The sequence below is a fragment of the Halanaerobium congolense genome (assembly GCF_004366375.1).
GTDB lineage: Bacteria > Bacillota > Halanaerobiia > Halanaerobiales > Halanaerobiaceae > Halanaerobium > Halanaerobium congolense.
Genome location: NZ_SOEF01000004.1, coordinates 46,774 through 58,558, shown reverse-complemented (window position 1 = coordinate 58,558; position 11,785 = coordinate 46,774). Strand labels below are relative to the sequence as shown.

The 11,785-nt window shown below is 32.5% G+C and carries 10 protein-coding genes and 1 pseudogene; all 11 read right to left on the bottom strand.

Annotation, left to right across the window (positions count from 1 at the left end):
- Positions 1-53: 53 nt before the first annotated feature.
- Positions 54-1,091, bottom strand: coding sequence for a threonine aldolase family protein (locus tag C7954_RS02505; RefSeq protein WP_073157329.1), 1,038 nt, complete (start codon positions 1,089-1,091; stop codon positions 54-56).
- A gap of 53 nt (positions 1,092-1,144) precedes the next feature.
- Complete coding sequence (locus tag C7954_RS02500) at positions 1,145-1,468, bottom strand: AzlD domain-containing protein (protein WP_176760077.1); 324 nt, start codon at positions 1,466-1,468, stop codon at positions 1,145-1,147.
- On the bottom strand, positions 1,455-2,183 hold the full coding sequence (locus C7954_RS02495; protein WP_089716361.1) for an AzlC family ABC transporter permease: 729 nt from the start codon (positions 2,181-2,183) through the stop codon (positions 1,455-1,457). Before C7954_RS02495 ends, C7954_RS02500 begins: the two co-directional genes overlap by 14 nt.
- A gap of 101 nt (positions 2,184-2,284) precedes the next feature.
- Positions 2,285-3,316, bottom strand: a complete 1,032-nt coding sequence (locus tag C7954_RS02490; RefSeq protein ID WP_073157324.1) for an ABC transporter permease — start codon at positions 3,314-3,316, stop codon at positions 2,285-2,287.
- Positions 3,317-3,338: 22 nt separating this feature from the next.
- Positions 3,339-4,286 (bottom strand): ABC transporter permease, encoded by a 948-nt coding sequence (locus tag C7954_RS02485; RefSeq protein WP_235817776.1) that lies wholly within the window; start codon positions 4,284-4,286, stop codon positions 3,339-3,341.
- Positions 4,287-4,384: 98 nt separating this feature from the next.
- Positions 4,385-5,932 carry an ABC transporter substrate-binding protein gene (locus C7954_RS02480; RefSeq protein WP_073157319.1) on the bottom strand — a complete coding sequence of 516 codons (1,548 nt, stop codon included), beginning with the start codon at positions 5,930-5,932 and terminating at the stop codon, positions 4,385-4,387.
- A gap of 76 nt (positions 5,933-6,008) precedes the next feature.
- A complete protein-coding gene (locus C7954_RS02475) occupies positions 6,009-6,773 on the bottom strand; it encodes a gamma-glutamyl-gamma-aminobutyrate hydrolase family protein (RefSeq protein ID WP_073157316.1) in 765 nt (254 codons plus the stop codon).
- Positions 6,774-7,005: 232 nt separating this feature from the next.
- Positions 7,006-8,433 (bottom strand): alpha-amylase, encoded by a 1,428-nt coding sequence (locus C7954_RS02470; protein ID WP_073157314.1) that lies wholly within the window; start codon positions 8,431-8,433, stop codon positions 7,006-7,008.
- 159 nt (positions 8,434-8,592) lie between these two features.
- Entirely contained in the window at positions 8,593-8,796 is a 204-nt protein-coding gene (locus C7954_RS02465; RefSeq protein WP_073157311.1) for a cold shock domain-containing protein, read from the bottom strand.
- A gap of 138 nt (positions 8,797-8,934) precedes the next feature.
- Positions 8,935-11,466: a sensor domain-containing diguanylate cyclase gene (locus tag C7954_RS02460; protein ID WP_134058610.1), complete on the bottom strand. Its 2,532-nt coding sequence runs from the start codon at positions 11,464-11,466 to the stop codon at positions 8,935-8,937.
- Between the two features lie 148 nt (positions 11,467-11,614).
- Positions 11,615-11,731, bottom strand: a pseudogene (nrdD, locus tag C7954_RS02455) (anaerobic ribonucleoside-triphosphate reductase); the annotation flags it as partial.
- Positions 11,732-11,785: the final 54 nt, after the last annotated feature.

Genomic DNA, 11,785 nt, shown 5'->3' with positions numbered 1-11,785 from the left:
TATTTAAATATTCTTGACAAAAAACTAAAATCCTGCCTTTTTCATAATTTAATTTAAGCAAAAACCTTTTTAGCTGTTTTTTCAATATGCTTAACTGCATAACGAATATCTTCTAAACTTACATCTAAATGAGTCACTGCTCTTAATTTTCCTTCCATTCTACTAACTCTAATCCCCTTCTTTAAAAGCTCATCAGCAAATAGATCTGTTTTTCCATCTGCTACTGAAAAAAGAACAATGTTAGTTTCTACTGTATCAGGATTAATTTCTAAACCTTTTTGATCAGCAATTGTTTCTGCAAGCATTTTAGCATGTTTGTGATCTTCTTTTAAACGTGCGACATTATGTTCAAGAGCGAAAATTCCTCCGGCTGCTATAATTCCAGCCTGTCTCATTGCTCCTCCTAATCTCTGTTTCCAAAATCTAGCCTGCTCAATAAATTCTGCTGAACCAGCCAGTACCGAACCTACTGGAGCTCCCAGTCCTTTACTTAAATCAAGCCAAATTGAATCAAAATATTGTCCATATTCAGCCGGATTCACATCTGCTTCTACAGCAGCATTTAAAATTCTTGCACCATCCATGTGCATTCTCAGATCATTTTCTACAGCCAGCTCGGCAACTTTTTTAATCCTCTCTAAAGGCCAAATACGGCCACCACCTAAGTTAGTTGTCTGCTCAATCGAAATAACTTTAGTCTGTGGACTGTGATAGTCATTATCTCTAATCGCCTGCTCCACCTGCTGGGCAGTAAAAATTCCCCCTTCACCCTGTAAAGGCTTAATTGAAACTCCAGAAATAACCGCAAGAGCAGCGCTCTCATAATGAATTGGGTGTGCTGTTTGGTCCATTATTATTTCATCACCCTGTTTCGTATGTACAGCAAATGAAATTTGATTTGCCATTAAACCAGAGGGTAAATAAATCGCCTCATCTTTGCCCAGCATTTCAGCTGCCATTCGGCAGAGACGGTTGACACTTGGATCCTCTCCTAACTGCTCATCCCCAACTTCAGCCTCAGCCATAAATCTTCTCATATCCTGAGAAGGTCTGGTTCCTGTGTCACTAATTAAATCTACTTTAATTTCCATTTTAAAACCCCCATTTTTATTTTTAAATGTAAATAATTTAAATTTAGATTTCTTTAAAATAAGGCAGCAGTTATTAAATAAAAAACAAGCCCCCCACTTACAGTATAAAAAATATTCTTTGTTTTATAAGCAACTAATAATGTCGGAAAAAAGGCGACAAGCGAAGTATTTGCTAACTTTAAAGATAAAGAACCATTTTGAAGCAGGATTGAAGGTGCTAATAGTGCTGATAGGACAGCAGCTGGAATAAAACTCAACCAAAGAATCACTTTTTCAGGAAGTTCTTTATTTCCTAATAAAATCAGCGGTATTACTCGTGGAATAAAGGTAACTAAAAACATGCCAATAATCATTAATATGAATTTAATTATTTCCACTGATATACACCCCTAAAAATGAAGCTAAAACTGTTGCTAAAATTATATTCCAGCTTCCATCAATAGTTAAAGCAAAGAAAATAGATAATAAGGCTGAAAAAACAGCTACAATAATCTCACTCTTTGAACTAATCTGCATCACTAATAAGACAATGAACATTGCTGGTAAAACAAAATCTAAAGCTCCACCACTGCCAAAATTAATGAAGCCGGTTAAAAATGCTCCTAAAGCTGAGCTGGATACCCAGCCCAAATAAGCTGTTACACCTAAACCAAAGAAATATCGATGTTTGTTTTTCTGGTTACTTATTTTGCTCATCCCAACTGCAAAAGATTCATCAGTAATTAAAAATCCTAAAAAAGGATAATAATAAAATGGTAAATTTCTCAGATGTAGACTAAGTGATGCAGATAAAAGTAGATGTCTTAAATTAACCAAAAAAGTCATTGCTACTATTGCTGCTGCTGCAGCACCTGATGCAATCATTTCAATTGACACAAGCTGGGCTGAACCAGCAAAAATAAAGATAGACATTGCTGTTGCCTGCAGGGAAGTCAGTCCTTTGTTAACTGCAAGCATTCCAAAAGCCATCCCAATTGGCAGATAGCCCAAAACTATTGGAAAAGCATCTTTGATACCATTTTTAAAATTTGAATCTTTAAGCTTGGTTCTAATATTTTCTTTATTTACTAGCTTCTCATTACTCTGTGACATAAGTCTAATCTACCCCTTTAAGCAAATATCTTGACTACTCTAATTCTTGTTGTTTAATCTAGTTAATCTTAATCATTAAAACATCTTTATTACTCCAACTATCAATCAAGCTGTCTTGGATCTAAAGCATCTCTCAAAGCATCTCCAAGTAAATTAAAGCTTAAAACTGTGATTATAATTGCCAAGCCCGGGAAAATAGACATCCAAGGCGCCTGAATTAAATATTCTTGTCCCCTATTCAACATAGTACCCCAAGCTGCAGTTGGGGGCTGAATACCTAAACCTAAAAAGCTGAGCCCAGCAACTACCAGTATAGAAATACCAATTCTCAAAGTAGCAAGTACAATTAAAGATGAGATTGAGTTTGGTAAGATATGATAATATAAAATTCTTAAATCACCGGCTCCTAAAGCCTTGGCTGCAGCAACATATTCTTTTTCTTTAATCTGCAGGACAATAGAGCGTGTTAGGCGGGAAAAGTTTATCAAGCCTGTAACTCCAACAGCAATTATAATATTAAAAATACCTTTTCCTAGGGCAGAAATAATTGCCAGAGCCAGGAGAATAAAAGGTATTGAATTCCATATCTCAACAACTCTCATAATAATCATATCAGCTTTTCCACCATAATAACCAGCCATTAAGCCTAAAGTAACACCTAGGCTTGCATTTACTAAAACCGCAGCAAAACCAACACCTAAGGCTATTCTAGCACCATAAATAACTCGAGAAAACATATCCCGTCCAAAATCATCTGTTCCAAACCAGTGATTCCAGGACGGAGCAGCATAAGTCATATTACTGTAGTCAATCTCAGTTGGCGAATAAGGTGCAATAAATGGTGCCATAAAGGCTGCATAAAAAATGAAGGCCAGAATAAATACAGCAATTTTACCTCCATAACCCTTATTAAATTCTTTTAAAGTTTTGGCATAAAGATCATTTTCTTTAAATTTAAGAAATATGCTGTTTTTAAAGAGAAGCAGTAAAAGTGAAATTATAACAATTATTGAAAATACTGTAGCAAATTTGTATTCCAGGCTGCTCCAAACTCTACCCTCTATAATCCAATTTTGATAATTTACATATATTTGAATTAATAACAGTATAAACAAGATAATTTTATTTTTCAAATTTTAACACCTCGATTCTACACTATTTGTAGCTAATTCTGGGATTAATAAAAACATAAATTATATCTACCATAAGATTTACTACAACATAGAGCATTGATAAAATTAAAATTGAGCCAAAAACCAGTGGCTGATCTCTAAACTCAACTGCTTTAACAGCCAATCTTCCTACTCCAGGCCAGGCAAAAACAGACTCAATCAAAATTGCTCCCCCAAACATCATTGCCAGCTGATTGCCGATGTTAGTAATAATTGGAATCAAAGCATTTCTAAAAGCATGTTTTAAAATTATTATTTTCTCAGCCACACCTTTCGAACGCGCTGTGACCAAATAATCCTCTTTCATTATATCAAGCATTGATGATCTGGTTAAACGGCTGGTGCTGGCAATCATAACTGTACTTAATGAAAAGGCAGGCAAAATTAAATGTCTTAAACCAGATAAAGTCCAGAACCGCCCCCCATAACCGGAAGAAGGTAGGATTTGAAAATAGACTGAAAATAAATAAATAAAAATAATACCTGTAAAAAAAGCAGGAACTGAGATACCTATAGTGGCAATAAACATACTAAAAAGATCAAATAAAGAATTCTTTTTAACCGCTGCAATAACACCGGTGGGAATAGCAATTAAAACAGCAATAATTAAAGAAAGTGATCCAAGCTCAATTGTTGCTGTCATTCTTCTCCCAATGATATTAATGACTTTATCACCATAATAAATCGAATCTAATTCTCCGGTTAAAAAATTTTTAAGCATTAAAAAATATCTGACATAAAATGGTTCATTAAAACCGAATTTTTCATTTAGAGCTGCCACTGCTTCAGGAGTTATATTTGTACCAAGCATTATGGCAGCTGGATTACCGGGAACAAGCTGCATAATCCCAAATAAAATTAAGGAAACTCCTATCACAACTGGAATTAACCAGAGCAACCTTTTAATAATATAAGCAAACAATTTGTTCACCTCTTTCTAAAAAGACTATGCAGATAGTCTAAGCTATCTGCATAGTGATTTAAAATAATTTATCTTTAGTAAAAATAATTTCACTTTCAATAAAAATTTTATTCCTTATAAACATTTGCAGTTGGTGTAACTAAAGGAATTAAAAGTGAATTTCCTGGTTCTAACTCTCTTACATTATCCTGCATTACATAGATTTGAGTCGAATGAGCTAATGGATGGAAAACTAGATCTTCTATTAAAACTTTTCTTAAAACCTTATTATAAAGTTCTTCTCTTTTAGCCTGATCAGAAATCGCTCTAGCTTCTTCTAACCACTGATCAACCTCTTCGTCTGAATAAAAAGCTCTGTTTAAAGATCCGCCTTCATCAGGAGATTTAAAGAATCTATATAACCAGTAATCAGGATCTGGATCAGAAACAAATCTCAAGAAGAACATACCGATTTCACCACGTCCCAGCATATCCCACATTGTTCCAAACTCCATTGAATTAACTTCAGCTTTAAGCCCTGACTGATTTAAAGCAGTAACCATTGCTTCTGCAGTTTTAACCTGATTTGGACGACTGTTTGAAACATAAATTTGAGCTACATAATCTTCAGGAATAACTCCATCTGCTTTTAATTCTTCAAACTTCTGAGCAGCAGCTTGTGGATCAAACCCAACAGCATTTTCTTTTAAAAATTCTCTTTCTTCCGGCCAGATTGTTGGTGGTAACATTGAATATGCTCTTTCACCTAAAATACCAAATATCTGTGGAATAATCTGATCAAAAGGTACTGCCTGCAGTACAGCTTCTCTAAATTTACGCTCATGTGTTGGCTCCATTTCAAAATTAAAGCCCAAAAAGTTAATTCCTGCTCCAGCAGCTGATTTAACCTGATAATCAGGATTATCAGTAAATGATTCCAGCTGACCTACATCTAAGTTAACACCAAAATCAATACCACCACTTCGTAACTCCATTGCTTGAGTTGCAGATTCTGGTATAGATCTAATAACTAATTCTTTAATGTTAGGCACCTTATTCCAGTGGTTTTCAAAAGCCGATAATATTATCTGATTACCGGCATCCCATTCTTCCATTTTAAAGGGACCAGCACCGATAGGATTTCTACCTAATTCGTCGTCTCCAACTTCTTCAGCATATTCTTCAGGAACAATACCAAAAGTCATAGCTAAGATAAATGGTGCATAAGGTTCACTTAAAGTAAATTTAATTGTATAATCATCTATTACCTCAATTGATTCTATTGATTCTATTTTAGCTCTTAAACCAGAACCATAATCAGGATTTAAAATTCTATTGTAAGTATACTCTACATCCGCAGCTGTAAGTTCCTGACCATTGTGGAACATTACACCTTCTCTTAAATTAAAAGTATATTCTAAACCATCTTCTGAGATTGTCCAATCCTCTGCGATACCAGGGACTATCTTATTTGCCTCACCATATTCTACTAAACCGTCAAATATTAATGAAGCAACTCTTTCATTAACCGAAATAGTAGTCTCACCAGGATCAAGGTTGCTTACCTCATCCTCAATTCCCATTACAAATCTTTCAGTTTCCTGTGCCTGAACAGCTGAAAACATTGAAAATAAAAATAATGAAAGCAACAATAAAATTAAAAACTTATTTTTCATCATACTTCCTCCTCGTATAATATACTTAGCGATATTGAAATATATCACCATTTAAATATAAATTTGCTTGTTTCCATTAATTTCTACTGCGGTCCACAAAATCAACAAAGTCTTTAAATAACTTTAACTGAATTGGATCTTTGGCAGCCATCATTTCAGGGTGCCACTGCACTCCCAGCAAGTATGGATAATTTTTATCTTCAACAGCTTCTACAAAACCATCTGGAGCTACAGCAGAAACCGTCAAACCTTCACCAACTTTATCTACAGCCTGGTGGTGATAAGAATTAACCGCAACCTCATTTCCAGCAAGCACTTTGGCCAAGCGGGTGTTTTCTTTAATTTCTAACTGATGAGTTTTGTAATATTTAGGCACCATTAAAGCCATATGGGGAATTTTACTCTCATCATTATTACCACAGACATCTACCTTTAAAGAACCGCCATAATATATATTTATTAACTGAAAGCCTCTACAAATACCTAAAATTGGCTTCTTCATTTCCACAGCCATTTCTAATATTTTCAGCTCCCAGCGATCTCTTTCAGGAGAAATATCACCTAAGTTTTTTTCCGGATACGAATTATATAATGACGGATCGATATCACTTCCCCCAGGTAAAATCACACCATCAACTTCATCTAATACCTCTCTAATATACTTTTTATCATCAATTCTTGACTCAAGGTAGGGCATTATTAATGGTATAGCACCAGCCATACTCAATGATTCCGAATAATCTTGAGTGACTAAAGAAAAATCTACCCCCCCTAAACTGTACTGCTCTCCCATTTTTTCTGTTGGTACTTTAAAAGACGTAATTAAAATTTTAGGATACATACTCTTCCTCCATCCAAAAGCTTTTAACCGTTGTTGTAAGCTTGTTATTAATAGCTTATATTTTAAAAAATTATATCAATCTTTAGTGTTGTTGTCAACTTTGAATGTTTTATCACATTAAAGTTTTAAGATATAAATTTGATAAAAAAAATAATTTCCACTTATATATATTTTCTACATAACTCAATCTTTTTCCTGCATCGATTCTAAGAATATCTAATCAATTTAATTATTATTCAGCCGGCACCCAGACAGAATAACCTTCTTCAGCCGTTCCTTTAACCTTAAAAATCCCATTTGCTTCTGCATCAGTCTTTACTTTTTCATCTATATTACCGGTGAAATCATAATAAACTTGATTAGCTTGACCTGTATTAATCTTTTTTTCGATAATCTTCTCATTTTCATGCTGAGTAATCATCATTACCAGACCACTACCTGGATGCTCTTCATTACCAGCTCGAATATAGGAATAAGTATTTTTATCATTTTGATCACTTTCATAGTCATCACCATAAGCAAATTTTTTCCTTGCTTCAATTAATTTGTTAATTCTTTCTTTTAAATCCTGAGTGTGATAATCCTTCCAAAAAATTGTAGGTACTCCATCCCTCCGCATCAAAATATAGCAGTAAGCCTGCATTTTTCTATAAACTATTGCTTCTGTTCCATATTCATTTGTACCATCACGTTCAGTGTCATGATTTTCCACAAAAGTAATAGCTCTACTCTTATAATCATTTTCGTTCACCAAACCCTTATCACCAAGCCAGCGCATATCAAGATTACCCTGCATCATCTTTACAAAATTTTCTCTTAAAGGAAAATCAAACACATTAAGTTTTTCTTGACCAACTGTATTTAAATAGTCTTTTAGAGTTTCAACATCATTTACCCAGGCTTCGCCGATAAAAAATAAATCTTTATCAGTACTATTATTTGTAACTTCAATAAAATCATGAATCATTTCATTATCAACATGTTTACTGGCATCAAAGCGAAAACCATCAAAATCAATCTCATTAACTATCCATTTACCCCAGTTAATAACATCTTCTTTTATTTCTGGATTTTCATAATCTATATCTGCTCCCATCAAATAATCATCTTCATAAGAATCATCCCATTCTTTGCATTTGAAAAGGAACTCTCCAGCTCTTTTAGTTCTTTCATCCCAGTCAACACCATCAAATACTCTCCAGTCAAGTTTCAAGTCACTATATTTATTAGCCCGAGCTTCAAAATTAAATACTGTCCAAACTTCAGCATTTTTGTTATCTTTGAGCTTAACTTCTTCTTTATCATCAGCACCTAGTCGATGATTTAAAACAGCATCATATAAGAGTTTTAAATTATTTTTGTGTAATTTTTTTACTGCATTTTCAAGTTGTTTTTTAGTTCCGTACTTAGTTCTTTTAGTACCTTTCTGCTTAAACTCACCCAAATCCCAAAGATCATAAGTCCCATAACCAACATCTTCTATTCCAGCTGCCCCTTTATTTGCAGGTGGTAACCAGAGAAAATCAAAGCCAGCCTCTGAAATTTCAGCAGCTTGATTAGCAAGCAATTTCCAAAGATTAGACTCTTCCGGATATTCTTCCGCATATTTCCCTGTATTCATTTCCCAATAAAATGTCTGTAAAATAACAGGATTCTCCAAAATAACGCCCCCTTATATTTTCTTAATTTTAATATTCCTTATTAATCATTTTATCATAAATAATCTCTTTTTTACATTAAATAATGTCCTAAAATCATAAAAACCCCGCCCAAGAACCCTGGACGGGGTAAGTTGTCTTAGTTTATACAGTTTTAAACTCTATAACTTAACAACGTTTTCAGCTTGTGGACCACGGTCGCCTTCAACGATTTCGAATTCTACTTCTTGTTCGTCTTCAAGTGTTTTAAAACCTTCGTCCTGAATAGCTGAGAAGTGTACAAATACATCGTCGCCATCTTCTCTTTCAATAAAACCATACCCTTTTTTCGCGTCAAACCATTTTACTTTACCTGTGTAAATCATATTAATTCATTCCCCCTAGGAATATTCTATATTTGGGGTCGTTCAGTTAAAACTTCACCCATCGATAATTATTATAGCATAAGAAAATTTCCATTTCAAGGGTTTATTCTTAACAAATTTTGACTTTTAATGAAATACTTATGTGCTTCTATAAAACTTAACCATATCTTTCCCGGCACCTTTGGCTATATACAATGCAGTATCCGCCTGTTTGATTAGTTTTTCTGAAGAATATTCTCCATTCTTATTAATTGCTACACCTAAAGAAACTGTAACTTTCAATTTTTTATTCTCAAAGTTAATTTCAAGTTCTCTTATTTTCCTCATCAACCTATTTATAATTTTGGATAACAATCTTTCCTGCACTATATTAAAATAAATTACAAACTCTTCGCCTCCATAGCGAGCTACAATATCATCTTCTCTAATTTCATTTTTCAAAAGTTTTGATAGTTTCTGCAGTACTCGATCACCTACCTGGTGTCCATAAAAATCGTTAAACTCTTTAAAGTTATCAATATCCATAATTGCAACTGAATATTCTTCTCCATCTTTTTCCTTTAATTCTTTATGAAAATAGGAATGATTATACAAATCGGTTAAGCCATCAGTAACTGATAGTCTCTTTACCTTATTATGGTTTAAAGCATTCCTAATACTTACTCTAATTTGATTTGCCAAAGTTCTAATAAACTTTTTTTGATTTTCATTAATTAACTGTTTATATTTAGACTGTATTGCATATAAAACACCCTGATAATTATTAAGGCTGATTGGAATCGCAATTAGTGTTTCAATATTTTTCTTAAAATCTATATTATTTGCAATTATTATTTTTTCGCTAAGCGATATATTTTTGAAATGACCTTTCAGATAATAAAACAACTCACTATTTTTAGGTACATTAATATTTTTTACACTTTTTAGTTCTGTTTCTTCTTTTTTAAAAATAATTGCGGCTGACATGCCCATTGTTCCAACAATTATATCTAAAATTCTTTCATACAAAAGTTCAAGATCTAATGTTGAGTAAAGAAAATCAGATGTCTGTTCTAAAGTTGATAAACTGGCCAAATTTCGTTCTAAACTTTCATATAAGAGTGATTTTTTTAAATAATTTGGAATTTGTTGAATAAATAAATCATTTTTTTTAATATCATACAGATCAATTTCATCACTTAAAATAATAATTAATGCTTCAACTTCTTTTTTCAATGGAATTAAAAATGCTTGCTTAAAGCCCAGAACATTGTTTTTGATTTTAATTTCTGAAATATTCATATTCCAAAAAGTTCTGAAAATATCATAACCTTGCTTGCCCAGACTATCATCAAGATAAATATTGGTTAAATTTTCAGCTTCTTTAATTACAATACCACCGGTATATTTTTTATCATTAAAAAGCATTTTAAAAATAGTCTCTGCAGTCAAAGATATTTTTTTATCTCCAATACTTTGGTTTGCCTTTCTCATTTTCTGATTGATCATTTCTAATTCTGAAATTACTTTTTTAGAAAGGTGAAAAAGATGTTCTGTTTTAACTTCAGGAATTTCTGTTTTAAAATCTAGCTTTCGATCTATTAATTCATCACTTTCACTTAAATAAAGAACTGTTGTTGTAATATTTAAAAATTGTGCTTTGGAAGTTATTGTTCCATATTCACCACTGGTACAAAAACCTGTATTCTGACAGGGAATAACCTGCAGTTCTGTACTCAGACTCGAATTAAGTGATTTTAAATAATCACTGCGGCCACTACAAGAATAAACAAAGGCTATCTCTGGGAAAAAATTAAGGTTATTTCTTAAGTAAACTGCATTCCTTAAAATTTTATTTAAACTGCCATATGCAATTTTAACTTTATCTCCTTCTTTTAAATTACCAGAAAATCTAATTCCATCATTAACAACTTCCATAGCTGAACGTGCATTTTTAAAATTACCACTTAACACTAAAGGAAATTTGTTTACAGCAGCAGAAGGTAGTTTGTTTTTTATATTTTCTCCTAAAAATTCAGAATAAACCTTAAATATACTTCGACCATCAAGTTCATAAATAACCCTATCTTCTGCCTTTGTAATTTCCATCTCACGACTTATGCTTTCCCATCCCATGCTGAAAGTCCAGTCAGCCCGAAGCTTATTTCCATTTAATATGATTCCAATAGAACCACTTTTTATAATACCATTTTTATCGAATATATATGACTGCCCATCTTTAGTAGCAAAACCAGCCAAGCCTCCTGCTAAAATAATATTTTCAGCATATTTATTAAAAATATTTACAAAATTATCTCCATCAGTATATTTATTATCAGATAAAACTATTACAGCTTTTGTATTCTGCTGTATATTTTGTGCAATTATTTCAGCATTTAAATCAGAACTAGAATCTCTTTGAATTAATTCAAAACTGCTTTCCTCAAATCTAACAGCAGTAATAATAATTGTCTGCTCAGTAATATCACTATTTATAATTCCTTCACCAGCAGTAACACCTATTAATTCTGATAAGGGAAGTAAAAGGTTAAATTTTTCTATTATTTTTTTGTTTACAGCTTCCGATTCTGGAGTAATGATTTGAACAAGTTGTTCTGAATCATCTTCAAGTTTTTTAAAGAACTCATAACATTCTTCTAAATTATAACATCTCCCAATTTTTATCTGCACCTTTTACACCCTCCATAAAAATATTTTAAAAAATTAAAAATTCTATCTATTTAATTCTTTTCTATCTAAAACTGTAAATTCCTGCATAAAAGAACAAAGCTTTCACTTTAGCAGATTTTGCTAGGTGAAAGCTAGATTCGGTAAAATATTATTTTTCTTGATAATTAAATGTTTTTCGATCTTTAAATTCTTCCTTTTTTCCTTTATTCCACTCAGAAACAGGTGATAGATAACCAACAACTCGTGAATAAATTTCACATTTTTGTTTTTTAGCCATTTTTGTCCCTCCTTAAATTTAAAAATTGATTCATTTTAAATA

Excerpts from the sequence above, each read along its gene's own strand:
- C7954_RS02465 (WP_073157311.1), bottom strand. The coding sequence starts at position 8,796 with ATGATTTACACAGGTAAAGTAAAATGGTTTGACGCGAAAAAAGGGTAT.
- C7954_RS02480 (WP_073157319.1), bottom strand. The coding sequence starts at position 5,932 with ATGAAAAATAAGTTTTTAATTTTATTGTTGCTTTCATTATTTTTATTT.
- C7954_RS02505 (WP_073157329.1), bottom strand. The coding sequence starts at position 1,091 with ATGGAAATTAAAGTAGATTTAATTAGTGACACAGGAACCAGACCTTCT.
- C7954_RS02475 (WP_073157316.1), bottom strand. The coding sequence starts at position 6,773 with ATGTATCCTAAAATTTTAATTACGTCTTTTAAAGTACCAACAGAAAAA.
- C7954_RS02495 (WP_089716361.1), bottom strand. The coding sequence starts at position 2,183 with ATGTCACAGAGTAATGAGAAGCTAGTAAATAAAGAAAATATTAGAACC.